General features: G+C 59.1%; 21 protein-coding genes and 5 tRNA genes. 24 read left to right on the top strand and 2 right to left on the bottom strand.

All coding sequences use genetic code 11. The features are described 5' to 3' along the window. Nucleotides 1-82 precede the first annotated feature (82 nt). The 4 genes from BCS37_RS08780 to BCS37_RS08765 all read left to right on the top strand — a co-directional run bounded on the left by BCS37_RS08780 (nt 83) and on the right by BCS37_RS08765 (nt 1,021). A tRNA-Glu gene (locus tag BCS37_RS08780) sits at nt 83-157 on the top strand. A 6-nt stretch (nt 158-163) separates the two neighbouring features. Further along, a tRNA-Asp gene (locus BCS37_RS08775) sits at nt 164-240 on the top strand. An 11-nt stretch (nt 241-251) separates the two neighbouring features. Further along, nucleotides 252-327, top strand: a tRNA-Phe gene (locus BCS37_RS08770). Nucleotides 328-409: 82 nt separating this feature from the next. Then, complete coding sequence (locus tag BCS37_RS08765) at nt 410-1,021, top strand: DedA family protein (RefSeq protein ID WP_069181090.1); 612 nt, start codon at nt 410-412, stop codon at nt 1,019-1,021. A 47-nt stretch (nt 1,022-1,068) separates the two neighbouring features. On the opposite strand, the gene brnQ is transcribed toward BCS37_RS08765, so the two are convergent. Continuing rightward, a complete protein-coding gene (gene brnQ / locus BCS37_RS08760) occupies nt 1,069-2,370 on the bottom strand; it encodes a branched-chain amino acid transport system II carrier protein (protein ID WP_442984043.1) in 1,302 nt (433 codons plus the stop codon). Between the two features lie 268 nt (nt 2,371-2,638). On the opposite strand from brnQ, the gene BCS37_RS08755 reads away from it, so the two are divergent. The 9 genes from BCS37_RS08755 (at nt 2,639) to BCS37_RS08715 (ending at nt 13,748) form a co-directional block, all read left to right on the top strand. After that, a tRNA-Gly gene (locus tag BCS37_RS08755) sits at nt 2,639-2,713 on the top strand. Between the two features lie 6 nt (nt 2,714-2,719). After that, nucleotides 2,720-2,793, top strand: a tRNA-Cys gene (locus BCS37_RS08750). Nucleotides 2,794-2,866: 73 nt separating this feature from the next. After that, a complete protein-coding gene (gene miaB / locus BCS37_RS08745; protein WP_069181089.1) occupies nt 2,867-4,180 on the top strand; it encodes a tRNA (N6-isopentenyl adenosine(37)-C2)-methylthiotransferase MiaB in 1,314 nt (437 codons plus the stop codon). A 54-nt stretch (nt 4,181-4,234) separates the two neighbouring features. Next, on the top strand, nt 4,235-6,838 hold the full coding sequence (gene mutS / locus BCS37_RS08740; protein WP_069181088.1) for a DNA mismatch repair protein MutS: 2,604 nt from the start codon (nt 4,235-4,237) through the stop codon (nt 6,836-6,838). Further along, a complete protein-coding gene (gene mutL, locus BCS37_RS08735) occupies nt 6,835-8,724 on the top strand; it encodes a DNA mismatch repair endonuclease MutL (RefSeq protein WP_069181087.1) in 1,890 nt (629 codons plus the stop codon). Before mutS ends, mutL begins: the two co-directional genes overlap by 4 nt. Further along, nucleotides 8,721-9,530, top strand: a complete 810-nt coding sequence (locus tag BCS37_RS08730) for a class I SAM-dependent methyltransferase (RefSeq protein WP_069181086.1) — start codon at nt 8,721-8,723, stop codon at nt 9,528-9,530. The genes mutL and BCS37_RS08730 overlap by 4 nt, the downstream gene beginning before the upstream one ends. A gap of 90 nt (nt 9,531-9,620) precedes the next feature. Next, nucleotides 9,621-9,998 (top strand): TIGR02530 family flagellar biosynthesis protein, encoded by a 378-nt coding sequence (locus BCS37_RS08725; RefSeq protein ID WP_069181085.1) that lies wholly within the window; start codon nt 9,621-9,623, stop codon nt 9,996-9,998. 168 nt (nt 9,999-10,166) lie between these two features. Beyond that, complete coding sequence (locus tag BCS37_RS08720; protein WP_069181084.1) at nt 10,167-12,209, top strand: flagellar hook-basal body complex protein; 2,043 nt, start codon at nt 10,167-10,169, stop codon at nt 12,207-12,209. A gap of 195 nt (nt 12,210-12,404) precedes the next feature. After that, complete coding sequence (locus tag BCS37_RS08715; protein ID WP_069181083.1) at nt 12,405-13,748, top strand: anaerobic C4-dicarboxylate transporter; 1,344 nt, start codon at nt 12,405-12,407, stop codon at nt 13,746-13,748. 60 nt (nt 13,749-13,808) lie between these two features. On the opposite strand, the gene BCS37_RS08710 is transcribed toward BCS37_RS08715, so the two are convergent. Next, a complete protein-coding gene (locus BCS37_RS08710; protein ID WP_069181082.1) occupies nt 13,809-14,705 on the bottom strand; it encodes a LysR family transcriptional regulator in 897 nt (298 codons plus the stop codon). A 228-nt stretch (nt 14,706-14,933) separates the two neighbouring features. Between BCS37_RS08710 and motA the strand changes: the two genes are divergently transcribed. The 11 genes from motA to BCS37_RS08655 all read left to right on the top strand — a co-directional run bounded on the left by motA (nt 14,934) and on the right by BCS37_RS08655 (nt 26,225). Further along, entirely contained in the window at nt 14,934-15,725 is a 792-nt protein-coding gene (motA, locus tag BCS37_RS08705) for a flagellar motor stator protein MotA (RefSeq protein ID WP_069181580.1), read from the top strand. 1 nt (nt 15,726) lies between these two features. Continuing rightward, nucleotides 15,727-16,647 carry a flagellar motor protein MotB gene (locus tag BCS37_RS08700; protein ID WP_069181081.1) on the top strand — a complete coding sequence of 307 codons (921 nt, stop codon included), beginning with the start codon at nt 15,727-15,729 and terminating at the stop codon, nt 16,645-16,647. Nucleotides 16,648-16,720: 73 nt separating this feature from the next. Next, nucleotides 16,721-17,098: a holo-ACP synthase gene (gene acpS / locus BCS37_RS08695; protein ID WP_069181080.1), complete on the top strand. Its 378-nt coding sequence runs from the start codon at nt 16,721-16,723 to the stop codon at nt 17,096-17,098. Then, on the top strand, nt 17,095-18,639 hold the full coding sequence (locus BCS37_RS08690; protein WP_069181079.1) for a bifunctional ADP-dependent NAD(P)H-hydrate dehydratase/NAD(P)H-hydrate epimerase: 1,545 nt from the start codon (nt 17,095-17,097) through the stop codon (nt 18,637-18,639). Before acpS ends, BCS37_RS08690 begins: the two co-directional genes overlap by 4 nt. A 58-nt stretch (nt 18,640-18,697) precedes the next feature. Continuing rightward, nucleotides 18,698-19,723 carry a branched-chain amino acid aminotransferase gene (locus BCS37_RS08685; protein ID WP_069181078.1) on the top strand — a complete coding sequence of 342 codons (1,026 nt, stop codon included), beginning with the start codon at nt 18,698-18,700 and terminating at the stop codon, nt 19,721-19,723. A gap of 213 nt (nt 19,724-19,936) precedes the next feature. Then, entirely contained in the window at nt 19,937-20,776 is an 840-nt protein-coding gene (gene cdaA / locus BCS37_RS08680; RefSeq protein ID WP_069181077.1) for a diadenylate cyclase CdaA, read from the top strand. Beyond that, complete coding sequence (locus BCS37_RS08675) at nt 20,773-21,705, top strand: CdaR family protein (protein ID WP_069181076.1); 933 nt, start codon at nt 20,773-20,775, stop codon at nt 21,703-21,705. The genes cdaA and BCS37_RS08675 overlap by 4 nt, the downstream gene beginning before the upstream one ends. Next, nucleotides 21,702-23,297, top strand: coding sequence for an NAD(P)/FAD-dependent oxidoreductase (locus BCS37_RS08670; RefSeq protein WP_069181075.1), 1,596 nt, complete (start codon nt 21,702-21,704; stop codon nt 23,295-23,297). Before BCS37_RS08675 ends, BCS37_RS08670 begins: the two co-directional genes overlap by 4 nt. A gap of 41 nt (nt 23,298-23,338) precedes the next feature. Then, nucleotides 23,339-24,694, top strand: coding sequence for a phosphoglucosamine mutase (gene glmM, locus BCS37_RS08665; protein WP_069181074.1), 1,356 nt, complete (start codon nt 23,339-23,341; stop codon nt 24,692-24,694). Beyond that, the gene (locus BCS37_RS08660; RefSeq protein ID WP_069181073.1) at nt 24,694-25,599 is read left to right on the top strand and encodes a DMT family transporter; all 906 of its coding nucleotides are present in this window, start codon (nt 24,694-24,696) and stop codon (nt 25,597-25,599) included. Before glmM ends, BCS37_RS08660 begins: the two co-directional genes overlap by 1 nt. Further along, nucleotides 25,596-26,225 carry a peptidase C39 gene (locus tag BCS37_RS08655; RefSeq protein WP_069181072.1) on the top strand — a complete coding sequence of 210 codons (630 nt, stop codon included), beginning with the start codon at nt 25,596-25,598 and terminating at the stop codon, nt 26,223-26,225. Before BCS37_RS08660 ends, BCS37_RS08655 begins: the two co-directional genes overlap by 4 nt. The last annotated feature ends 10 nt before the right edge of the window (nt 26,226-26,235 follow it).

Raw genomic sequence — 26,235 nt, 5'->3', positions numbered from 1 at the left:
AGCGGTCAAAAATCCCATATAATTGCCTTCGTGAATATGCGGCGGATACCCCCGCGGGTAGTCCGCCGCAATTCATGATTTTGGCGCGTTGGTCAAGTGGTTAAGACACCGCCCTTTCACGGCGGCTTCACGGGTTCGAATCCCGTACGCGTCACCAAAGTACGGCCCGGTAGTTTAGTTGGTTAGAATGCCGCCCTGTCACGGCGGAGGTCGTGGGTTCAAGTCCCATCCGGGTCGCCATTTTTCCTTTCGCCTCGGTAGCTCAGTTGGTAGAGCAGGGGACTGAAAATCCCCGTGTCAGTGGTTCGATTCCGCTCTGAGGCACCACCTTGGACTTGAATCTCCAGTACAGCAGTGCACTGGAGATTTTTTTGTAGAGTTATTGCACATATGCAAAGGAGCCTATGCCGTGGATTACTTCTCTCAGATTTTCCTCTCGTTCATCGCCTCATGGGGGTACGTTGCCGTTGCTGTCCTCATGGCGGCAGAGAATGCGTGTATCCCGATCCCCAGCGAGCTCATCCTCGGCTTTGCAGGCTATCTCGTCTTTGCGGGACATATGTCGTTTGAGGGGGCACTGCTCGCGGGGATGGTCGGCGGACTTCTCGGCTCCGTTTTTGCATACGAGGTCGGCGCACGTGGCGGTCGCCCGTTTGTGGATCAATATGGGAAATACTTCTTCATCAAGAAATCCCATGTCAATACGGCGCAGGACTGGTTCGACCGCTATGGTCTGAAGGCGGTATTCTTCAGCCGCATGCTGCCCGTCATCCGTACATTCATCTCCCTGCCGGCGGGCTTTGCACGCGTTGATCCAAAGCGGTTCTTTATCTACACCATCGCGGGCTCACTTCCATGGACGGCGGCGATCCTCTGCGCGGGAATGATGCTCGGTGAGAACTGGACGGATCTCATGGAGTATGGGCATGAGGCGAGTATCATCTTCGTCCTCTGCGCCGTCGTCGCCATGATCTATTTCTATCTTAAATGGAAGAAGAAAAAGAAACGTCACCTGCACTAAAAATGGGTTACTGCACGAAGTTCGTGCGGTAACCCGTTTTTATATGTTTATATATGTGCCTCCTCTGCGGGCACAGGCGCAGTCTGAAACAGTGAGACGGCAAAGCCGAGAACTGCACCGACAACAGCGGGGCAGACCCAACCCATCATAATCGCATAGAACGGGATATACTCTACAAGCAGCGCGTGTACCGGAGTGCTGCTCAGACCCGCTGCATGCAAACCGTCGATCAGCGAGAATACGAGCGTCAATGCCATCGCGCCCTGATAGATGCTTCTGCGCCAGCCGATGAAACGGTCAAAGAGCGAGAGAATGACGAACACGATGACGAGTGGATAGATCACGACGAGGAATGGAATGGCGAGTGCGATGATCTGCGTCAGACCAACATTCGATGCTGCAAAACTGAACAGAATCGAGAGGAGCAGCAGACGCTCGTATGAGATGCGACCCTTCAGCAGCTTGTTGAAGAACATCGCCGCGCTCGAGGTGATGCCGCAGCAGGTCGTCAGGCACGCAAGCGCGATGATGACGGCGAGCAGAAGATTGCCTGCAGAGCCGAAGAAGATGCCGACTGCGCCCGAGAGAATCTGACCGCCGTTTTCCGAGTGGCCGAGCACCGAGGCACTCGTCGCGCCGATGTAGGCAAGCGAGCCGTAGACAATTGCCATGAGGGTAACGGTGATGAGACCGGAGACGAGACACGCGGCACCGATGGCGCGGCTGTCCGTGATCCCGCGCAGACGTACGGCGTTTGCTACAAGTGCACCGATGGCGATCGAGGCGAGCAGATCCATCGTCTGATAGCCGTCTTGGAATCCCTGTGCAAATGGTGCGTCGATGTAGTTCCCAGTCGGTTCAAGTACACCTCCGAGCGGCGCATGAAACGCCTGCACAAAGAGGATGAGCAGGACGAGCAGGAGTGCCGGCGTCAGCATCTTGCCCACGCGATCGATGATCTTGTTCGGATTCAGCGCGAGATAATAGGACGCGGCAAAGAAGAGTGCCGTGTAGATAAACTGCCCTTGTGTGAGATTTTCCTCGGCGAGGAAGGGGCGTATGCCGATCTCGAATGAGACGGCACCCGTGCGCGGCATTGCAAACAGCGGTCCGATGATGAGGTACAGGATGATGAGCAGCACCGTTGCGAACATCGGCCATGTCTTTGTGCGCAGGAGCGGCACGTATTCACCGCCCGCGAGCGCGATCGCGGTGATGCCGAGCAGCGGCAGCCCGATGCCCGTCGTCATGAAGCCGAGCATTGCGAGCAGTGTATGATCGCCCGCCGCCTGACCGAGCGCGGGCGGGAAAATAAGATTTCCTGCGCCGAAGTAGATGGAAAACATCATAAAACCAAGCGTCAAGAGGTCTTTCTTTTTGAGTGCGTTGATGGCGATTCCCTCCAAAGATATTACACAGAAATAACGATTCAAAATATTATCCTTCATTATTACAGAATACAGCGTGACTGTCAAACGTTTCGGGCGAATTGCGCCAAAAATCCTGATTTCACAACTTCGCCGGTCGTAAATTGCGGGGGAAATTTTCTTCTTGACAGAAACCCTGCGCACAGATATAATGTTTGAGTGTCGCTCTTGCGGCGCAGGAAGATATTATGCGGAAGTAGCTCAGTGGTAGAGCACCACCTTGCCAAGGTGGGGGTCGCGAGTTCGAGCCTCGTTTTCCGCTCCATCTTTCGGCGACATAGCCAAGTGGTAAGGCCGAGGTCTGCAAAACCTTTATCCCCAGTTCGATTCTGGGTGTCGCCTCCAATATGAAATGCGGTCTGGAAGGATTTCTTCCAGACTTTTTTACTATGTGTCTGTGTAAAATGAGAGGAAACGAATGCAGGGACGTTATAAGATACTTGTCTATGGTTGTCAGATGAACATTGCCGATGCGGAGCGCATGGAGGGGCAGCTGCAGGGGGCGGGCTATGAGCGCACGGAGGAGATGGAGACGGCGGATGTGATCCTCATCAACACCTGCTGCGTGCGCGAGACGGCAGAGGACAAGGTCTATGGGAAGATCGGCGAGATCAAGAAGATCAAGGAAAAAAATCCGAAGCTGATCTTTGGAATCGCGGGCTGCATGGCGCAGAAGGAGGGGGACAACCTCATGCGCCGCGCACCGCACATCGACTTCGTGCTCGGGACGGGGAAGGTGCAGGAGCTTGCCCGCATCGTCGCGGAGATTGCGGCGGAGCATTCGCCCGTGGTCGATGTCGCGCTCGCGGACAAGACGATTGCGGAGAATCTGCCCGTTGCACGCGGCGGCAAGTTCTCCGCGTGGGTGCCCATCATGTATGGCTGCAACAACTACTGTACCTACTGCATCGTACCCTATGTGCGCGGACGCGAGCGCAGCCGTGCGCCCGAGGAGATCGTGGCAGAGGTGCGCCGTGCGGTCGCGGAGGGCTATACCGAGGTGACGCTGCTCGGGCAGAATGTGAACTCGTACGGCAAAGACCACAAACAGGCGGATTTTGCCGATCTCCTGCACATGGTGGACGAGGTGGAGGGCATCCGCCGCGTACGCTTTATGACTTCGCATCCGAAGGACATCAGCGACAAGCTCATCAACACGATCAAAAACGGCACGCATATCTGCGAGCACATCCATCTGCCCGTGCAGTATGGGTGCAACCGCATCCTAAAGGCGATGAACCGTGTCTATACGGTGGAGCAGTATCGCGAGCGTGCACAGCGCGTGCGTGAGGCACTGCCGAGTGCAAGCCTCACAACCGATCTCATCGTCGGGTTTCCGGGGGAGACGGAGGAGGACTTCGCCGAGATGCTTGCGTTTCTGCGTGAGATGCGGTATGACTCGGCGTACACGTTCCTCTACTCAAAGCGCTCGGGTACGCCTGCAGCGACGATGGAGCATCAAGTCCCGGATGATGTGAAGCACGCACGGCTGAATGCCCTGATGGAGGAGCAAAATGCGATCAGCCGAGCGATTAACGATCGTCTCCTCGGCGCACAGCTTGAGGTCATGGTCGAGGGCGCGAGCAAGAACGACCCGACTGTTTGGAGCGGGCGCACGCGCACAAACAAGATTGTGCTCTTCCCGCATGGGACAGAACAGGAGGGCGATTTTGTGCAGGTGCGCATCACGCAGCCCCAGACATGGGTGCTCAAAGGGGAAGTGCTCGCGTAACGAGGCGTCGCGTGAGGGTCACGCCGTTATGGTATTTTACTTAGGAGGTTCGTTATGGACGCGCAGAACGTCACGCCGATGATGCAGCAATATCTCTCCGCGAAGGCGGCGCACCCGAACGAACTGCTCTTCTTTCGCCTCGGCGACTTCTACGAGATGTTCTTTGACGATGCAAAGGTGGCGGCAAAGGAGCTTGGCCTGACGCTTACGAGCCGCAGCGGCGATCTCGACAAAAGCCCCATGTGCGGCGTTCCCTACCATGCAGCGGACAGCTACATCGCACGCCTTGTCGCAAAGGGGTTCAAGGTCGCGATTGCCGAGCAGATCGGCGATCCAAAGGCAAAGGGGCTGACGCACCGCGAGGTGGTCAAGGTTGTGACCCCCGGCACGGCGCTCTCGGATGAGGTACTGCGCGACGCGGCAAATATCTACATTGCGCTCCTGCACGAGAGTACAGACGGCACATTTGTGCTTGCGGGCGCGGACATCTCGACGGGCGAGACATTCTACGCACTCTACAGGGGGGAGACAGCGGCACAGCAGATCCTCGACGAGCTCTACCGCCGCATGACGGCAGAGCTCCTGATGACGGACGGCTTCTCTCTTGCAGACACCGTGCGTGCATTCCGTGCACAGCGTCTTCCGCACTGTGCTGTCACGATGATTCCAACGGCGGCAAAGGACGAACTTCTCTCACAGCATTTTCCTGCCGCCGAGATTCCGACGGATGCGGGCGCACGGACGGCGGTTGCAGCCCTTCTTGGCTACCTCCACGATACGGTGATGGCAGATCTCTCGCAAATCAACCGATTGGCCTTCCTCGACACACGCGAGACGATGCAGCTCGACACCTACACGCTGCGCAACCTTGAGATCACGCGCAGCCTGCGCGACGGCGGCAAGAAGAACACCCTTTTCGACGTGCTCGACTTCACACGCACGCCGATGGGCACGCGCCTCCTCAAAGCGTGGCTTGAGCATCCGCTGCTCGTACCGCACCGTATTGACGCACGTCTGGATGCCGTGGCGGAATTGGCGGAGAAAGCGATGCTGCGCGGTGCTCTGCGCGAACATCTGCGCTCGGTCTATGACTTTGAGCGCCTTTTGACGCGCATTGAAACACAGACGGCGAACGCGCGCGATCTGGTCGCACTGCGCGTATCCCTCGCCGCACTTCCTGCCGTACGCGAAGCTCTTGACACGGCGGTGAGCGGTCTTCTTATGCGCGTGCACGCCTCCCTTCAGACATTTGACGAGCTGCGTGACACACTCGCACGCGCGATTGTGGACGAGCCTGGACTATCGGTGCGCGAGGGCGGTATCATCCGTGCGGGCTACGATGGTGCGCTTGACGAACTGCGTGCTTTCTCCCATGACAGCAAGTCTCTCCTGCAGGAGATGGAGGAGCGTGAGCGTGCACGCACGGGGATCAAGACACTCAAGATCGGCTACAACAAGGTGTTCGGCTACTACATCGAGGTGCGCCACAGCGGCAGAGATCAGGTTCCTGCCGACTATATCCGCAAGCAGACCCTCGCAAACACGGAGCGCTTTATCACCGAGGAGCTGAAGGACTTCGAGGCGAAGATTCTCGGTGCCGAGGAGAAGATCACGGCGCTCGAATATCATATCTTCACGCAGCTTCGGGAGCGGGTCAAGGCAGAGCTTGTCCCCATCCAGAACGTTGCACGAAGGATTGCGCGCGTCGATGTGCTGCAGAGCCTCGCCGAGGCGGCGGCAAGCTACCGCTACGTGCGGCCTGCAGTGACGGCAGACGGCGCGATCCGCATACGGGACGGACGTCACCCGCTCGTGGAGCGTATCTTGGATCGAGAGATTTTCGTCCCAAATGACACCGATCTGAGTCATGGCGGGACGGAGACAATGCTCATCACAGGGCCAAACATGGCGGGCAAGTCCACCTATATGCGGCAGGTTGCACTCCTTACTCTCATGGCGCAGGTCGGCAGCTTCGTCCCCGCACGCACGGCAGAGATTGCGCCCGTCGACCGCATCTTTACACGCATCGGCGCGAGCGACGACCTCGTGAGCGGACAGAGCACCTTTATGGTGGAGATGAACGAGGTTGCGCAAATCCTGCGCGAGGCGACGCGTGACAGTCTCGTCATTCTCGATGAGATTGGGCGCGGCACGAGCACGTTCGACGGCATGAGCATCGCACGCGCCGTTGTGGAGCATATCGACAAACATATTCATGCCAAGACACTCTTTGCAACGCATTACCACGAACTCACGGAGATGGAGAACGCGCGCATCCGCAACTACTGCATCGCAGTGCGCGAAAAGGGGAAAAACGTCGCGTTCTTGCGCCGCATCGTTGCGGGCGCAGCCGATAAGTCCTATGGCATCCACGTTGCACGCCTTGCGGGACTGCCGCCGAAGGTAACGGCGCGCGCAGAGGAGATCCTGCACGCGCTCGAACAGAAGGCCGCTGAGAGCGGTGCAGGGGACACTGCTGCCGCACAGCAGAAAGCCGCTCCCGTGCAAAGCCCTGCCGATGGAATGACGTCGCTCTTTGCGGACGGAACGCTCGCGGAGCTGCGGACGCTCGATATTATGACCATGACGCCGCTCGAGGCGATGAACACACTCTATCGTCTGCAGGAACAGGCGCGGAAGGAGGCAGGAGAGGCATGATGCAGATTCACGTACTGGATGATACGACGATCAACAAGATTGCAGCAGGCGAGGTCGTGGAGCGTCCCGCCTCCGTCGTGAAGGAACTTGTCGAGAACGCGATGGATGCAGGCGCGACTGCGATTGAGATCGAAATCATGGGCGGCGGGGTCAGCTTCATCCGTGTGACGGACAATGGGCACGGCATGACGCGTGAGGATGCGGAGACTGCGATCCTGCGCCATGCAACGAGCAAGATTTCCTCCGTCTCGGATTTGCAGACCGTCGCGACGCTTGGCTTTCGCGGCGAGGCTCTGCCGACGATTGCATCCGTCTCGCGCTTCTCGCTCCTCACGCGAAGGGGGACGGACGATCTCGGCACGCGCGTCGACATCTTCGGCGGCAAGCCCCCCGAGATTGAGGATGCAGGCTGCGAGATCGGGACGAGTGTGCGCGTCGAGGAGCTTTTTTTCAATACGCCTGCACGCAAGAAATTTCTAAAGACGAATGCCACCGAGGCGGGCAAGATCAGCGACTATGTGATCCGGCTTGCGCTCTCGCGCCCCGACATCGCATTTCGCTTCATCAACAACAACCGCCTGACGATTATGACGGCGGGCGATGACAGCCTGCGCCATGCGATTGAGAGCATCTACGGCGGCGACGCGGCAGGCGCACTTATCCCGCTGGACTTCCACGACGCAGAGGCGGAGATCCGCATCACGGGCTACATCTCGAAGCCGTCGCTGATCCGCAGCAGCCGTGCGTGGCAGACGTACATCGTCAACGGACGCACGATCCAGAATCGCGCGATTGCAAAGGCGATTGACAACGTGTATCGTGCGCTCGTGCCGAAGATGGGATTCCCCCTCGCGGTTCTCTGCATCGAGGTGCCGCAGCGGACAATTGATGTGAACGTCCACCCGCAAAAAACGGAGATGAAATTCGAGGACGAGGGGCGCATCTTTAAGGCGGTCTACAAGTCAGTGCTCGACGCGATTCGCGGAGCGGCGGGAGAGACGGCGGCAATCGCGGCATCGGTTGAGAAGCCGAAATTCCGCTGCGAAGCCGTGCCGCTGAACGTCGGTGCACCCGCAGGCGGTGCTCCATACACAGCACACACATCTGCCCCTGCAAATACACCCACAAACAACTATGCCCTGCCGCCCGTGCGTCCGCAGACCGTGCACGAGGCGGTGCAGTGGCGCGGCCAGAGTGTTGATCTGCGTGCGGCACAGGATCGCATGGGGATAGAGCGCAGCGCCGAGAGAGATATATTTGCGGCGGCACAGACGGCAGCGCTGCCGACGGAGAGCACGGAAATCGAGGGGAATCTCCTCCCCATCGGACAGGTTGACCTCACCTACATCATCGCCCAGAGTGCGCAGAGTCTCTACATCGTCGATCAGCACGCGGCGCACGAGCGCATCCTCTTTGACCGCTTCTCCGCACAGGCAGACGGAATCCCGTCCCAGCAGATGCTTGTGCACGCGATTCTCTCCTTCGATGCGCGTGAGGCGCAGTACATCGAGGAGAATGCGGAGCTGTTCGATCGTCTCGGATTCCACCTCGAACCTGCGGGGGAGCGCGAATATCGTCTGACCGAGGCGCCTGCCGACATTCCACTCGATGAGGCAGAGGGCACCATTCGCGAGATCCTTATGTCCCTCGGCGATCTGCACGCTGCGACGCCGGCGAACCTGCGTCAGGCAGGGATTGCCACGATGGCGTGCCGTGCGGCGATCAAGGCGGGCGAGGAGCTGAATGTGCGGCAGATGGAGATCCTGCTCGATGAGCTGCGGCGCACGCCGTTTCCGTTTACGTGTCCCCACGGACGGCCGACGATTCTTAAATTCGACACGCATGATCTGGCGAAGATGTTCAAGCGCACGGGGTTCAATCTATGAGGACGGGCAAGGAGGGGATCCGTGCAATTGCTACGACCGTGCGGCGCGGACAGCGCTATACCGAGGCGAATCGTGCACTTGCGGCACGCACGGCAAAGCAGCTCGACATTCCGAACGTCCCGCGCGGGAATGACTCACTCGAAGAACTGCGTGCGGCGTACGGCGCAGATGCCGTGCTCGTCGCGCGGCGCGGGGTCCTCACCCTCGTGACGGCGGAGGGAGAGCTGTTCTTTCACCCGGGTATGGCACATCTGCGCATGAAGAACCTCCTGCTGGGGCACGGCGACCACCTCGTCAGTGCACTTGGGCTTGTGGAGGGGATGAACGTCCTCGACTGCACCCTCGGAACGGGCGCGGATGCGATTGTCGAGAGCTTTGCCGTCGGGGAGCAGGGGGCAGTTACGGCACTCGAATCGAATCCTCTGATTGCGGCGGTGATCGCGGACGGGCTCGCACACGCGACGGGCGATAACTACGAGATGCATGCGGCGATGCGCCGCATTGTGGTGCATCATGCGGACGCGCTCACCTTCCTGCGTACAGCGGAGACGGACAGCTGCGATGTCATTTACTTTGACCCGATGTTTCGCCGCCCCCTGCATGAGAGTGCGGGGATGAATGCGCTCCGCGCGCTCGCGGATATGCGGGCGCTGACGGAGGAGACGATTGCCGAGGCGCGGCGTGTCGCCCGCTGCCGCGTCGTCATGAAGGAACGCCGCGGGAGTGCGGAATTTGACCGTCTCGGCTTCGATACCATCATGGGCGGCAAGTACAGCCGCATTGCATATGGTGTGATGAAACTCTAAAAATCTTTATTTCCATTTAAGTTTATCTCACATTCCACCGATATACACGGTGGAATGTTTTATTCTAAAATAAAATAAGGAGGTGATGCGATGAGGATTGCAGACGATTCGATCGCGCTGGTCGGGCAGGGACGCAGGGGGGCCGACCACGGACGAAAAGTAATGGACAGCAGCGGAGCGTCGTTTGCACAGGTACTGGAGGGAGCACGGGAGCGCGTTCGTTTCTCGCAGCACGCAGAGGAGCGGCTGCAGCGGCGCGGTGTCATGCTCACGAACACGGAGCTTGAAAAACTGGGCTCCACCATCGACCGTATGCGGGAGAAGGGTGCAAGGGAAGCCCTGATCTACATGAAGGACAGTACGGCGATGGTCGTCTCTGTGACGAACCGCACCGTGATCACGGCACTCGATGACGTGACCGCGGCAGACAGTATTTTTACGAACATTGACAGTGCAGCCATCATCTGACGAAGCCGGACCTACGGGAGGCTTTTGACCGCACGCGACTGGTGCGGTCAGCATGGAGACAGAGACTGTCTTCGTGCAGCGCGGCGGTGCAGACCCACGGCGGATTTGCGTGCCGCATAGAGATGGCTTTCCTTTGCACTGTCAGCAACGGCAAAGGAGAGATTCATTATGATGCGTTCCATGTTCTCGGGTGTCTCGGGCCTCAAAGGCCATCAGACCCGCATGGATGTTATCGGCAACAACATTGCGAACGTCAACACGACAGGCTTTAAATCGAGCCGCGTTACGTTTGCAGACATGATCTCGCAGAACCTCTCGGGTGCATCCTCGCCGACGGGCACGATCGGCGGCGTGAACCCGAAGCAGGTCGGTCTCGGCATGAGTGTCGCGAGCACCGATCTGATCTACACGAACGGCTCCGTGCAGCAGACGGGCAAGAATACGGACATCGCGATCTCGCGCGGCGACGGGCTCTTCGTTGTGAAACGCGGCGAGCAGCAGTTCTATACGCGCAACGGCGCGTTCGGATTTGACGCGGAGGGCAACCTCACGATTCCGAGCACAGGTCTCTACGTGCAGGGCTACATGGCAAACAACGGCGTTCTCAATGTCGCGGGCGACAACACGACGAAGATCCAGATCCCCGCAGGCAAGTCGATGGAGGCAACGACGACCGCAACGGCGTCCTATACGAAGAACCTCAATGCGACGACGCCGGGCTATGAGGTGGCGAACGTTCTCGTACGCTATGCGGACGGCACATCGGAGACAACCAACTCCTATACGGCGAACGAGGTCGGCAAGCTCGTCCTGACAATGGACAACGGCAGGAAGATCTACCTCAGCTCCACGGCCCCCGCACAGACGGTCGGCAGTGCTCCGACAGGAGCACTCTACAGCTCCACAATCTCCAATGTTACCGCAAGTGCAACGGGACATGTGGATGCAGAGCTTGAGATGGACAGCCACAATCCTTCCAGTCCGAAGGAGATCAACGGCTCGACGACGACGGTCATCAACCGTACGGGCGGTACGTCTCTGACGAGCGGAACCTATGCCTTCGGAGATGTGTTCAACATCAGCGGCAAGATTACGAACGTTGTCAGCTCGCCGCCATCCGACGTTACGCTTACACTGGATGCGAACAATACGATTACGCCGGGTACGCCCGTTACCATCAAGGTTCCGAATCCGACGAGCTTCACCTACGCAGTCGGCGATACCTACACGGGACAGCTCAAGATCAAGAGCCTTACGCCGCAGGCGGGTGCAACGGTGACAACGGCGGACGGCAACAGTGCCACGCTGTCAGCCGCGCTTTCCACCATCACAAGCACGTCCGCGACGTATACACATACGGGCAGTGCTGCCGATGGAACGATCAAGTCGATCACGCGAGAGTCCACCTATCAGTTCAGCGGCAAGAAGGTGTCCAGTGTTGTGCTGAACACAAAGAGCGGCAGCTCCATCGACGGATTGGTCGGCAAGAGCTATACACGGGGCGATACGTTCTACCCCTCGGTGACGACGACGATCACGGTCTACGACTCGCTCGGCGCGAAGCACTCCGTCCCCGTCGTCTATACAAAGACAGCGAACAATAAGTGGCAGCTCTCGCTCGGCAGCGGCGGCGATACGTTCAACATCACCGAGGCGGACGGCACGGTGACGACCGTTGCGCTCACGAAGACCGATCTCAACTTCGACAGCGCGGGCGCGTATGTCAGCGGCTCGGCATCGATCAACCTCACCTACACGAACGGTGCAGCGCCGCAGCAGGTGGCGATGAACCTCGCGGCGATCACGCAGTTCTCCGGCACGACAACGATCGCAGCGACCTCCGACGGCAACGCAGCGGGTACGCTTGCAAGCGTTGATATCGACAGCTCGGGTGTCATCACGGGCACGTACACGAACGGCGTCCGCCAGAAGGAAGCCCAGATCGCGATGGCGCAGTTCAACAACCCGTCGGGTCTCACGAAGATGGGCGGCAACCTCTATCAGGAGTCGAACAACTCCGGTACGCGTACGATCAGCGGTGCCGCTGATATCGGCACGGAGCTGACGACCTCGGCGCTCGAGATGTCGAACGTCGACATCGCCGATCAGTTCTCCGATATGATCATCACGCAGCGCGGCTTCCAGTCGAACTCGAAGATCATCACTGTCTCGGATGAGATGCTTGAGACGCTGATCAATATGAAGCGGTAAGCGCAGGCACCAAACGCATACGTCTCTCGAAAGAGCCGCCCCGCGTGGGCGGCTCTTTTGTTTTGGACAGCCATGATATAGCCTTTATTTATGTATTCTAGGCTTTACTAATGATGAAAACATGATGTATAATGGTTTATGTTGTATTATAGCTGTGCAGGGTGGGGCTCTGCGTAGAATGGGGGAATTTTATTTATGGAAATGCTTTTAGGCTTTATTGTCCTCCTGGTCTGTCTGATTGTCGGTGTGCGGCACGGCGGACTTGGACTGGCGGTGATCAGCGGCTTCGGCCTTGTGATCTACACATTTGTGTTCGGCTATCAGCCGGGCAAGCCGCCGATTGACGTCATGCTCATCATCCTCGCGGTGGTGACCTGTGCGGGCTTCCTGCAGACCTCGGGCGGACTTACGGTCATGCTCAAGTACGCAGAGAAGTTCCTGCGCAACAACCCGAAGCACGTCACGATCCTCGCACCGCTGACGACGTGGTTTCTCACGGTGCTCTGCGGCACGGGACATGTCGTCTACACGATGTTCCCGATCATCTACGATATCGCGATCAAGCAGGGCATTCGTCCCGAGCGTCCGATGGCGGTCTCGTCCGTTGCCTCACAGATGGGCATCTGTGCCTCGCCCGTGTCGGTCGCGGTCGTCTCGATGGTGGCGTTCCTCTCGGTCTCGGGACATGAGTTCTCGGTGTTCCAAGTTCTTTCCGTCTCGATTCCCGCAACGGGACTCGGCGTGCTCTTTGCGGCTCTCTGGAGCTATCGCCGCGGCAAGGATCTCGAGCAGGATGAGCGGTTCCAGGAGTTCATCCGCGATCCTGAGAACAAGCAGTATGTCTACGGCGATACTGAGAGTCTGATGGACAAGGAGCTCCCGACGGAGTACTACCGCGCAATGTTTATCTTCTTCGCGGGCATTATCGCGATTGCCGTGCTCGGCAACTTCCCGGAGCTGTTGCCGAAGTTCCCGCCGAAGCCGGACGCTGCGCCGAAGGCGATCTCGATGGTCATCGTGATCCAGATGGTTATGCTGCTTGTCGGTGCAACGATTCTCCTTGCCTGCAAGGTCAAGGCGAAGGATGTCGGCAACTCGCAGGTGTTCCGCTCAGGCGTGGTTGCACTCGTCTCGGTCTACGGCGTTGCATGGATGGCGGATACCTACTTCATGAACCACATGGGTTTCCTGAAGGAGTTCCTCGGCTCTGCCGTGCAGAACTATCCGTGGGCGTATGCTGTTCTCGCGTTCCTCACGTCGAAGCTCGTGAACTCGCAGGGGGCAGCGATCGCGATTGTCGTTCCGATGGCGCTGAACGTGGGCATGGATCCGATCCTTGTCCTCTCGTTCATCTCGGCGTGCTACGGTTACTTCTTCCTGCCGACCTATCCGTCCGATCTCGCGTGCATCGGTTTCGACCGCTCGGGCACGACGCGCATCGGCAAGTACATCCTGAACCACTCGTTCATGATTCCGGGACTGATCGGTGTCAGCTCCGGCTGCTGCGTCGGCTATGTGGTTGCACATTTGATTTTCTGAGAAGGCCATTCAAAAAGCCGTTTGCGGGCACTGTGCCCGCAAACGGCTTTGTCATCTTAATTATAGAATCGTGTGGTTCGTCTCATGGCTGAGGATGTCCTTGCTGAACTCAATGAAGGACTGCGCCGCACGTGAGATATAGCGGTCACGCTTCCACGCCAGACCCACATCGACAAATACGGGGGTCGCAAGCGGTACGGCTTTGATGCCGGGCGTGTCGTGGACGATCATATCGAGCAGGAATGCGTTGCCGACGCCGCTCGCAACAAGTCCCATGATGGTGACGACCTGATTGGACTCGAGCACAATGTTCGGCGTGACGCCCGCCGTCTTCATTTTTTCCAGCATGGTCTGCCGGAGGAACGAGCCCTCCTTCAGCATGATCAGATTGCGGTCCTCGATGTCCTGCAGGGTGACTGCCTTGCGTGCGGCGAGGTCGCTGCCGGCGGGCACGCAGCAGACAATCTGGCTGCGCGCCATCGGGAGAAGCTGCAGATTCGGCGAGCCCTCAGGGATGATGATGATGCCGAAGTCCAGCTCGTCGCGTTCCAGCTGCTCGCGGATGGCGACGGAGCCCTCCTCGTGGAGATAAACGTCAAGGTGCGAGTAACGGCGCTGAAAGCTCGAGAAGATCTTCGGAAAGAGATAGGCGCCCATCATCGGCGGGATGCCGATCTTGATCGTGCCCTTCTGCAGCTGCTTGTAGTCGTTGACCTCGAGCACAGCATCCTGTATGTTGCGCAGTGCTACCTCGACGCGGCCGAGGAATACGGCTCCCTCGGGGGTGAGCGAGAGCTGCTTTTGACTGCGGTCGAAGAGCTGTATGCCGAGTTCTCCTTCGAGCTTCTTGATCGCGACGGTGATGTTCGGCTGAGAGACACGGAGGCGTTCGGCGGCGCGCGTGATGTTTTTCAGGCGGCTCGCCATCTGGAAATATTCCAACTGCCGTAGTTCCATGAGACCATCCTCCTAATAAGCTTTTTTTATGCACGCTCTATTATATCATATTTTCGGTGAATGTATGATAGGATAATACAAATTTATTGAAAAAATTTCTTAAAGTTTTTTTGATTTTTTTTAAAAAGCAGGTAGGATTTTTCAGCGATTTATGGAATACTATAGGAAGATGTGGACGTGTATCTGATGGAGCAGATATCTGTGCGTCTGCCGGTCGAGAGAAATGGAATGGGGGCTTTTGCTTTGGAAAAATCAACGGTCATCGGGATTATCATGGGGCTCATCTCGGTCTTTGTTGGTATGATCTTGAAGGGGGCACCGCTGACGGCGCTCAATAACCCGGCGGCGTTCCTCATCATCATTGGCGGTACGTTCTCGTGCCTGTTCATTGGATTTCGCATGGAGCAGTTGGGAAACTTTTTCAACCTCATCAAGAAGACATGCCAAGTTCCTAAACTGCAGGAAAAGGGACAGCTCGTGCAGCAGTTCATCGAACTGTCGCAGATTGCACGCCGCGAGGGTATCCTTGCGCTTGAGAGCAAGGCGCAGGAGATTCAGGATCCGTTCTTCCGCACGGGTCTTGGCATGGTCATTGACGGTATGGATCCGGACTTCGTGGGGGATGTTCTGGATGCCGAGCTTGCGATCATGCAGGAGCGTCACGCCGAGGGGCGCTCGATGTTCACGCAGGCGGGTACCTACGCACCGACGCTGGGCGTTCTGGGCGCCGTTGTCGGTCTGATCGCGGCACTCGGCAACCTGAACGATATTGACAAGCTCGGCCACTCGATCGCGGCCGCATTCGTTGCGACAATTCTTGGTATCTTCACGGGATATGTCCTTTGGCATCCGTTTGCGAACAAACTCAAGATTATATCGGAGCACGAGGTCAGCCAGAAGCGCATGATCATTGAGGGGATTCTGTCCCTGCAGGCGGGTGATTCTCCGACGGCAATCGAAGCGAAGCTTATGGTCTTCATCCCGCAGACGGAGCGTGAGGCGCTGAAGGGAGAGGGCTGATATGGCGAGAAAGAAGCGCGGAAAGCCCCATGAAGAGGAACTCAACGAGGCTTGGCTCCTGCCCTATTCCGATCTGATGACGCTGCTCTTGGCGCTCTTTATCGCACTCTTCGCAATGTCACAGACGGACTCGTCGAAGATGCAGGCGCTCGCGCAGGCGTTTACCGCGGCGTTCAATATGGGAGGCCCGTCCTTCTTCTCGGGGATGGGACCCTCCACGGCAATGCCGAATACGCCGACGACGGCATCAGACAGTACGAATGCTGCCTATATGCAGGAAAATGAAAACCTGCGTGAGGCACAGGAAAAAATTGAGCAGTACATCAAGGAAAATAATCTGCAGGATCAGGTGAGCACGGAACTCTCCGAGGAGGGGCTCATGATCCGCCTGAAGGAAAAGGCGCTCTTTGCGTCCGGCTCTGCGGCTCTGCAGGGACAGGCGGAACAGATTGTGCCTGTGATAGCGGCACTGCTCTCCTCGCTGCCGGAGCGCGTGACGATCTCCGGACACACGGATAATGTACCGATCTCAACGGCACAGTTCCCGTCGAACTGGGAGCTCAGTTCTGCGCGTGCGGTGAGCCTCATGCGCGGTCTGATGGGGGCTCAGCCCGCACTGAATCCGGCACGGTTCAGTGGACTCGGCTACAGTGAGTATCGCCCGATTGCGTCGAATGACACGGAGGAGGGACGTGCGCAGAACCGCCGCGTCGAGGTGTTTATCGCGCGCAGTATGCGGTTCAGTCAGGGGGACTCGATCAGTGCCTCCGACGGGCAGGTGATGGCGAGCGAGGGCGCGCCGTCGAATGCGATGCCGAAGGCAGCAGCCACGGAGCCGCAGGGCGGCGGTGAGATCATGGGCGCAGCGACGCATCCGACACCGAACTCACCGGGGGTTGTGCCGGCACCGTTGCAGCGCTGAGTGTAAGAGAAAAGAAATTGAAAGGGGCTATTGCGGGTGCAATGGCTCTTTTTTCTGTCATTGCGGAGGTCGTATGATTCTGGGAATCGGCAGCGATATCATCCATATTCCGCGTGTGGCACGCGCGATCGAGCAGCCGCGCTTTCTGAACCGTGTTTACACAGCTGAAGAGCGCTCCTACGCAGAGACACAGGGCAAGGGGCGTGCGGCGAGTCTTGCCGCGCGCTTTGCGGGCAAGGAAGCCGTACTCAAAGCATTTGGCACGGGACTGCGCACAGGGACGCTCCACGATGTGGCGATCCTGCCGGATGCGCTCGGTGCGCCGCAGGTATATCTCAGCGGATATTTCGCACAGCGTGCGGCGGAGATGGGGGTACAGCATGTGTGGATCACGCTCAGTCATGAGCGCGACTACGCGATGGCATATTGTGTTTTGGAGGGTCAGCGATGAATGTATCGTTTGCAGAGGATATGCGCCGGATTGATGAGAGTGTGGTCAATGACTATGGTCTGCCCGCCGCTGTCCTGATGGAGAATGCGGGACGGCGGACGGCGGAGGAAGCTGCCGCGATGATCGGCGGTGCGGCGGACAAGGTGTTTGCTGTCTTTGCCGGCGGCGGCAACAATGGCGGGGATGCCTTTGCCGCCGCACGCCATCTCATGAATATGGGCGCACGTGTAAAGCTGTTCTTCAGCGGCGAGGAAGATCGGCTCGGCACGGCGGCGCGTGCAATGCACGATGCGGTGCGTGCGATGGGCGTGGAGATCCGCCCGCTCGTGAGCGATCGGGACTGGGATCGCCTGCGCGTGTCGCTGCGCTTTTCGGATGCCGTGGTGGATGGAATTCTCGGGACAGGAGTCAAGGGGGAGCTGCGTACGCCTGTCGTTCGTCTCATCGAGGAGATCAATACGGCGGGAAAGCCCGTGCTGGCGATTGATGTTCCGAGCGGGGTGGAGGCGAATACGGGGCGGATCTCCTCGATCGCCGTGCGTGCGAACCGCACGCTTGCACTTGGGCTGCCCAAGGTCGGACATCTCCTCGGAGCGGGGGCAAATGCAGCGGGGCAGCTGCTCGTCGATGATATTGGGATTCCGCATGCACTGCTCGCAGGCGAGACGCTGCGGCAGTCGCTTATCACGCGTGAGACGGCGGCAAAGCTGCTGCCCGTGCGCGCACGCGATGTGCACAAGGGGACGTGCGGACGGATTCTTGTGCTCGCAGGATCGCTCGGCATGACGGGCGCTGCGGCACTTGCGGCAGAGGCGGCGCTGCGCGTCGGCGCAGGTCTTGTGACGCTTGCAGTGCCCGAGCGGCTCTATCCTGTGCTTGCGGCAAAGCTGACAGAGGTGATGGTTGTTCCCATTCCGGATGAGGGGACGGGCTGTTTCGGGGGGGGCAAGGCGCTCGAGGCGGCGCTTGCCTGCGCGGCACATGCGGATGCCGTACTCATCGGGCCTGGGCTTGGGCGCAAGGCGGAGACGGGCGAGTTTGTGCGTCTCTTTGCCGCTGATGTAAAGGTTCCGCTTGTGATGGATGCCGATGCGATTGATGCGTTCCGCGGACATCTCGACGCGCTGCGCGAACTGCCGCAGGTGCCGATTCTCACGCCGCATCTCGGCGAGTTTTCGCTTCTTTTGGGAAAGGATACGGCGGAGGTGGAGAACGATCTCCTCGGTGTGGCACGCGAGGCGGCGCGTATGCATCAGGCGGTCTTCGTCATTAAGAGTGCGTGCACGATAGTGGTCTATCCGGACGGGGATGCGTTCTTTACAACGTGCGGCAATGCAGGCATGGCGACGGCTGGGATGGGAGACGTGCTCGCGGGGGCGATTGCGGGGCTGATGCAGCAGATGGAGAGTGGGATGACGCCGCTTGTAGGCGTGTATGTGCATGGGCGTGCAGGGGATATCGCGTATGAACACTGCGGAAACGGGCTCGTGGCGGGCGATGTTCTGGAACTCCTGCCTGTCGCGCTGAAGGAACTCGGTTGACAAGATCGGCTTGCGGTACTATGATAGGACTACATTTTGCAGGAAAGAGGGCTTAATTATGGCAAGAGCAGATATTGACTGGGGAAATTTGGGGTTTGCCTACCGCGAGCTGCCCAAACGCTACGTGGCAAACTATGCGGATGGTGCATGGAGCGCGGGCGGGCTCACGTCAGAGGCGACGGTGACGGTCAGCGAGTGCGCCGGCATTCTGCACTACTGCCAGGAGGTCTTTGAGGGGCTGAAGGCGTATGAGACGGTGCACGGCGATATCGTAACGTTCCGTCCGGATCTCAATGCAGAGCGCATGTATCATTCGGCAGCGTATCTCGAGATGCCCTCGTTCCCGCAGGAGCGCTTCCTCGAGGCGGTGGATGCGGTGGTTGCGGCGAACCGTGACTATGTGCCGCCGTACGGCTCGGATGCCTCGCTCTACCTGCGTCCGCTGATTTTTGCCACGGGCAGGGTCATCGGGGTAAAGCCTGCGGATGCCTACCAGTTCCGTCTCTTTGCTACGCCGGTCGGCCCCTACTTCAAGGGCGGCGCAAAGCCCGTGCGCCTCTGCGTGAGCGCGTTCGACCGTGCGGCACCGCACGGCACGGGGCACATCAAGGCGGGACTGAACTATGCGATGAGTCTGCACGCATACATGACAGCACATGAGGCGGGCTTCGATGAGAATATGTTCCTGGACGCAGCGACGCGCACTCATGTCGAGGAGACGGGCGGTGCGAATTTCCTGTTTGTGAAGAAGGACGGCACGATTGTCACACCGAAGTCGGATTCGATCCTGCCGTCGATCACGCGGCGCTCACTCGTCCACATCGCAGAGCACATACTCGGCATGAAGGTGGAGGAGCGCCCCGTACCCGCTGCGGAGCTTGCGGAATTCGCCGAGGGTGGTCTTTGCGGCACTGCGGCGGTGATCTCGCCGATCGGCTCGGTGACACACGGGGACAAGGTGATCGCGTTCCCGAGCGGCATGGAGCATATGGGACCGGTTCTGCAGAAACTGTACGATACCCTGCGCGGCATTCAGCTCGGGACGATCGATGCTCCCGAGGGATGGATCCGCAAGATTTGCTGATGCAATTTCGTTCTCGTTACGAAAGGATTCGAATGTATTCGGAATCCTTTCGTCGGAGAACGAAATTTTTTTTTGTGAAGCGGACAGGTCACAAGGATTTTCGCTGCTGAGAGAGAAATTGTAAAATAGTTGGCAGGTGATGCGTGTGCATTCCTGCTGTCGGGGATGTATTTGGGAAATACGACGAGAGGGATTTTGCCCTGGGGGTTCCTTATGCCGCTTGATTTTACGATGCCGACGCAGTTCCGCGGCATCTTGTCGACCATCACGCCGCTGGATGTTCTCGACATTCTGATTGTAGCATTCATTCTCTACCGCGTCTATGTCATGCTCGAGGACACGCGTGCGATTACGCTCGCAAAGGGCATCCTCGTGCTTCTCGGCGTGACGGTGGTGGCGAGCTACTTTGAACTGCATGTGATCTCGTGGCTCCTGCAGAAGTCTGTGACACTGCTCTTTGTTGCGCTGCCGATCGTGTTCCAGCCGGAACTGCGGCGTGCGCTCGAGCATCTCGGGCAGGGGCGGTTTTTTCGTGCGGGCAGTCTGATGGACGATGAGGAGGCACAGAGCACCATCCGCGAGATTCGCAGTGCGGTGAAGATCCTCTCGGCGAACAAGATTGGCGCGCTGCTCGTCATCGAGCGCAATATGGGGCTGAACGACATCAGTGCCACAGGCATACAGATTGACGGACTCATTACGTCGGACTTTCTCATGAATGTGTTCATTCCCAATACACCGCTGCACGACGGAGCGGCGGTGATTCGCGGCAAGCGCCTGATCGCGGCGGGGTGTCTCCTGCCGCTGACGGAGAACCGCAGCCTCTCCACGGAGCTCGGTACGCGTCATCGCGCGGCGATCGGCCTCTCGGAGCAGTGCGACGCACTCGTCGTGGTGGTGAGTGAGGAGACAGGGACGATCTCAATCGCGGAGAACGGGCGCATCCACCGTCATCTGGACGGGGATCAGCTGACACACATCCTGACACCCGCGTTTGCGTACAGTTCAGGTTCGCCCATTTGGGATCTCGTTCGGAGCTGGAGGAAGAAATGATGACAAGGCTTCGGAGTATTGTGCAGCACAATCTGCCCGCGAAGATTGCCGCCCTCATTGTGGCGGTTGTGCTCTGGCTCTACGTGATGAACGATCAAAATCCCGCGATTGACGGCAGCTATACAGTACCGGTGACGATCGAAAATGCGCCGAACGGCTATTTGATGAATGCCGCCGACGACACGGTGACGATTCGTGTGCGCGGGTCTCGGTCGCTCTTTGTCTCGGCAGATGCTTCCGATTTTCATGCGCGCGTGAACCTCAGCGACTTCATCGAGGGGGATAAGCTTTATGCAGTGGAGACTGTGATTCCATACGGCTTTGAGCTTGTGAGCGTGTCGCCGGATAAGATTGACGTAAACCTTGACCGCATGGTGCAAAAGACGTTTAAGGCGGCGCTGACGGTTGGCGGCTCGCCGGCATCAGGATTTACCGTGGATAAGGTCACACAGGAGAATGAGGCGGTGACGGTGGAGGGACCGCGCAGCCTCGTGAATCAGGTGGCGCACATCGCGGGACACATTAATCTGAGCGGGCAGTCGAGCGACTATACTGCGACGGTGCCCCTCTTTGCATTGAACAGTGACGGCCGTGAGGTGGCGGGGATCACGCTCACACCGTCTGCGACGGAGATCTCTGTCAAGCTTGTGCGCGGGCTCACGCGCAAGGTGGTTGAGGTGCAGGCACATCCGCAGAGCGATCTCGCACCCAATCTGAAACTGGAGGGGGTCACAGTGGAGCCAGCACGCATCGAGATCGCAGGGACGGAGGATGTTGTCAGCAAGATCACGAGCATCGGGACGGAGGAGTTCTCCCTTGCGCAGGTGCGGGAGACGGAGAAACGTCAGGTAAAGCTCGTGCTGCCCGCCGGTGTGACGGCGGCAGACTCGAATGTGACGGTGGAGATCAAGGTGGGAGCAATGCAATGATCCGCGTGAAAAATCTGCGCGTTCCCTACGAGTCTATGCACCCGCTCGCAGAGATCGCGGCGGAACGCCTGCGTATATCACCCTGTGCCGTGCACGGGGTGATTGTTGTTCATAAGGCATTGGATGCGCGGCGCAGACGCGGTGCGCCGATTGCATGGGTCTATGTACTCGATGTCGCGGTTGACGGCGAGCGCTCGGTGCTCGCACATCTGCGCAGGGACAAGGAGGTCGGCAGCACGCCGACCGAGGAACCCTTGTCGATTCCGTGCGCAGGCGTGGGCGTGCGGCGGCCTGTTGTCGTTGGATTCGGCCCTGCGGGGATCTTTGCCGCATGGGCACTTGCGCGTGCAGGATGCGCACCGTATGTCTTGGAGCGCGGGCAGGACGTGGATCGGCGCACAGCGGATGTGGCGCGCTTCTGGCAGACGGGTGTGCTCGATCCTGCATCGAATGTGCAGTTCGGCGAGGGCGGTGCGGGGACGTTCTCGGACGGAAAACTGACGGCGCGCAGCACAGACCCGCGCATGCGGGAGATTATCGAGGCGTTTATCGCGGCGGGTGCGCCCGAAGAAATCCGCTATTTGCAGAAGCCGCACATCGGAACGGATGTGCTGCGGCGCGTGGTGAAAAACCTGCGCGCGGAGATCCTCCGCATGGGCGGAGAGGTGCGCTTCGGTGCGCAGGTGACGGATGTAGAGGTGCGTGCGGGGCGGATCGAGGCGGTCGTGGTGGGGGATGCGGAGCGGGTTCCCGCCGATGCCGTCTTTTTCGGCATCGGGCATTCGGCGCGCGATACCTACGCCATGCTGCACGCAGCGGGCCTCCGCATGGAGACAAAGGCATTTGCCGTCGGCGTGCGCATCGAGCATGCACAGGAATTTGTTGACCGTATGCAGTACGGCGCAGCCGCAGGCAGCGCCCAGCTCCCCACAGCGGACTATGCCATGACATACCGCGATACGGCGGGCGGGCGCGGCGTGTATTCGTTCTGTATGTGCCCCGGCGGCATGGTGGTTGCGGCGGCCTCGGAGACGGGACGTCTCGTGACGAACGGGATGAGCAACTACCGCCGTGACTCGGACACCGCGAACAGTGCGCTGCTTGTGCAGGTGAATCCGCAGGACTGGGGCGGGGCGGTGCTGGGCGGCATCGCCTTTCAGAGAGAACTCGAGGAACGTGCCTATCGGTGCGGCGGCGGCGATTATTTTGCGCCCGTCCAGTCGGTCGGAGACTTTCGCGCGGGAAAAACGGGTACGCGGGATTTCGCTGTCACGCCGACCTATGCGCCGGGCGTACGGCCTGCTGACCTGCACGGCATACTCCCCGCAGAATGTGCGGCATCTCTTGCGCGTGCACTCGCGTTTTGGGAGGAGCGTGTGCCTGGATTCGGTGCGGCAGATGTCCCGATGACGGGAGTTGAGTCGCGTTCGTCTGCACCCTGCCGCATTGTGCGCGACGCAGCGACAATGGAATCGGTCTCGGCAGAGGGGCTCTATCCAATCGGCGAGGGAGCGGGCTATGCGGGCGGAATCATGAGCGCTGCGCTCGACGGACTGAAAGCCGCGCTTGCTTTTTTAGGCAAGATACAGTAGATTATGATGAGAAAAAGATACGAATTAACAGGGGGCTGTTCATGGTGAGACTTTTTGGTACGGATGGCGTGCGCGGCGAGGCCAATACAGAACTGACACCGGAGCTGGCATATCATCTTGGACGTGCGGCAACACTCTATTTCGGCGAGCAGTCAGAGGTGCGACCGCGCATTCTGATCGGACGCGACACGCGCATCTCGGGCGAGATGTTCGAGGCAGCTCTGACGGCGGGAATCTGCTCGGCGGGCGGCGTCGCACTCCTCGCAGGTGTTGTGCCGACGCCGGCGATCGCCTATCTCGCGCGTGAGCACAGGATGCAGGCGGGCATTGTGATCTCCGCCTCGCATAATCCGTTCCCCGACAACGGGATCAAGTTCTTCGGCGGCGACGGCTACAAGCTGCCGGATGCAGTGGAGGATGAACTCGAGGCGCTTGTACGCCGTCTCCAGACCAACGACGATGCGGCGCGTCCGACGGGGAAGAATGTAGGAGTTGTTGAATACCGCGACGATCTCCTGAATCAGTATATTGACTATGTTGCAGGCACCTGCAGTGTGCGGTTCGACGGCATGAAGATTGTGCTCGACTGTGCGAACGGTGCCGCCTACGAGGCGATGCCGAAAGTGCTGCGCCGCCTCGGCGCCGAGGTCAAGGTGATCCACGCACTGCCGAACGGGGTGAACATCAACGACGGCTGCGGGTCGACGCATCTGGAATCCCTGCGCCGTACGGTGCTCGAGTGCGGCGCGGACATCGGCATCGCGCACGACGGGGATGCGGATCGCTGTCTCTGTCTGGACGAAAAGGGAGAATTGATTGACGGCGATCACATTCTTGTGGCGTGTGTCGCCGAAATGATCCGCACGGGTCGTCTGCCCCACAAGACCGTTGTGACGACGGTGATGGCGAACATCGGCTTCCACAAGGCGATTGCAGAGCTTGGCGGGCGCGTTGAGGTGACGGCGGTCGGCGACCGCTACGTGCTCGAAGCGATGCGGCGCAGCGGCTATGCCATTGGCGGCGAGCAGTCGGGACATATCATCTTCGCCGAACACGCGACAACGGGCGACGGGCTCATCACGGCACTGCAGGTGCTCGCGGCGCTTGCGCGCAGCGGCAAGAAGGCATCGGAGCTGAACGCGATGATGACGACCTACCCGCAGCTGCTTGTCAATGTGCGCGTGAAGAGCAAAGAGGGCTGGGAGGAGAACGCGGCGATCCGCGACGCGATCGCGGAGGGCGAGCGGATCCTCGGCAGTGACGGCCGCGTGCTCGTGCGCCCCTCGGGGACGGAGCCGCTGATCCGCGTGATGGCGGAGGGCAGTGACCATGCGCAGCTGGAGGACGTTTGCGGCGCGATTGTCGCGGTCGTGAAGCGGGAACAGGGAGAGGCGTAATGCCGCACCTTTCGGCGATCCTGCTCGTCCTTGTCGCGGGCATTGCATGGGCGGCGAGCGGCATCGCGGCGCAGCATTTCTACACGCAGTCTGCGCATACGCCGCTCGAACTGACGCAGGTACGGCTCTTCCTCTCGAGCGGTCTCTTTTTCCTGCTTGCGTGGTGGAGCGGAGGGCTCAGGCGCGGTGTCCGCCTCGTGCGGCGTTCGCCGCGCCTCCTTGTACCGCTCGCCATCTTCGGCGTACTCGGCATCATGTTCGTTCAGTTCTCCTATTTCATGGGGATTGCGGCGGGGGATGCAGCGGCGACGACGGTTATCACCTATACGAGCCCCGTCCTCCTGATCCTCTATCTGGCGCTGCGCCATCGCCGCCTGCCGACGCTGGTGGAGGCAGGGACGGTGATTGCCGCTGTGGCGGGGATCTTCCTCCTCGTGACGGGCGGCAGCATTGAGCGGCTTTCCGTGCCGGTCGCGTGCATCGTGTGGAGTCTCATCTCGGCAATGACTTTTGCCTTTGCGATGGTCTATCCCGTGCATCTTCTGCGGCTCTTTGACCGTTTCTTTCTTCTCGCCGTCTGCATGCTGATCGGCGGGATTTCTCTCCTGCCCCTGACGCAGGGGATTTTTGCGGCTGGAACGTTCTTCACCGCGACGACGTGGTTCGACCTCTTCGTTATCATTGTGCTCGGGACGGTGCTTGCTTTTTTTGCATTTAATGCGGGACTGCGCTGGCTGAGTCCCGAGGAGACGGCGATCACGGCAACAATCGAGCCGGTGGCAAGCGTGCTCTTTGCATGGCTGATTTTTGATGCGCATTTTGTCATAATGCAGATTGTAGGAGTTGTGCTTGTCATTATGGCGATTCTGATACCAAATCTGCTGCGGAAATGGGGACGGACATGAAGATACCGCTGCGCTACCAGATGTCGGAGTACGACTGCGGACCGACGGCGCTGCTGAACGCGGTGAGCTATCTCTTCCCGCGCAGAGAGGTGCCGCCCGAGATCATCCGCAGCGTCATGCTCTACACACTTGACTGTTACGGTATGGACGGGACGGCGTGTAAGGCGGGAACCTCGCGGATGGCGATGATGTATCTTGCAAACTGGCTCGAGGGCTTTTCGCGCGCGACCAAGTTTCCGCTCGTCTGTCAGTATATCTCGGGGCACGCAGTGCACATCGGCGCGCACAGCTACATCAATGACGCACTCGTGCGCGGCGGTGTCGCAGTCGTGCGGCTCTTCTACGAGGTCGAGCACTATGCGCTCCTGACGGGGGCATCGAAAGACCGTATCTATCTTTTTGATCCCTACTATCTCGCAGAGGCAGAACCGGAATTCGTCCGCGCGGGGGTAGAGGTGACGTGTGCGCACCCGCACCGCTACAACCGCATTGTGCCGTTTGACTGCTTCAACCGCACTGCGCAGGAACTCTATGCGTTTGGTGCGGTGGACAGCCGCGAGGCGGTACTGCTCTTTGATGAGCGGACGCGAAAGACGGCGGACGATACGATTGAATATTTTATTTGACGGGAGGTTT

Source organism: Selenomonas sp. oral taxon 920 (assembly GCF_001717585.1).
In the GTDB taxonomy this organism is placed as follows: Bacteria; Bacillota; Negativicutes; order Selenomonadales; family Selenomonadaceae; genus Centipeda.
This window is presented reverse-complemented; position numbering and strand designations above follow the sequence as displayed.